The sequence below is a fragment of the Methylobacterium variabile genome, assembly GCF_001043975.1.
Lineage (GTDB): Bacteria > Pseudomonadota > Alphaproteobacteria > Rhizobiales > Beijerinckiaceae > Methylobacterium > Methylobacterium variabile.
The window spans coordinates 1-757 of sequence record NZ_LABY01000505.1 but is presented as its reverse complement, the minus strand read 5'-3'; the positions used below and the strand labels follow the sequence as shown (position 1 = coordinate 757).

Here is a 757-nt window from a genome sequence, read left to right as displayed (position 1 = left end):
TGCGCGCGCTGGCGACGCCGAAGCTCGCGCTGTGGGGCCTGCGCCCGATCGCGCATCCCTTCCGCCCGGTCTCGATCTGGGCACCTATGGGCCTCGGGCTCAACCCCGAGCGCACGTCCCGGGGCCTCGACCTCAAGGACCCGACGCGGCGCCTGTCGCTCGCCTTCAACGCCCTGCAGAACGTCGCGGTGGCCGACGCGTACGCCTACACGATCGAGAAGTTCCAGCGGGAGGGCGCCACCCTCCACTACAAGGTGCTGCGGGCGGATTTCTTCGCCATCTCGGCCTCGCAGGACGGCGTCGACATCTACATGCGCTACCATCAGGACGGACCGGGCGCGCTCGGCTTCGCCCTGCGCTGGGACACGCGGGCGACCGATCTCGCCGCGGAGCGCATCGCGGTCCTGCTCTCCGCCTCGCTGTGGTCGGCGATGACGCCGGACGCGCCCTTCATCCCGCTGCCCGAGACCGGTGCACCCGACACCCGCGCGGTCGCCCTGCCGCCGGTGCAGGCCCCGCCCCCCGCCACGCCGCCGGCCGAAGGTGACGTTCGGCATGCCGGTCCAGTAGCCGGCGGCGGTCAGCAGGGATTGCAGCCGCACCCGCCGCTCCGTCTCCATGAAGGCGAAGCGCGATTCCGCCTCGGCGTAGCCAGGTGGCGTCTGGGCGAGGGCGGGGACGGGCCCGGCGAGCGCCAGGCCGACCACGAGGGCGGTCAGATGAGCAGCAGGCCGGGCCATGGTCGTCGCGCCTCCGT

General features: G+C 73.2%; 1 pseudogene. It reads left to right on the top strand.

The features are described 5' to 3' along the window. A pseudogene (locus VQ02_RS38605) lies at positions 1-757 on the top strand (hypothetical protein); the annotation flags it as partial.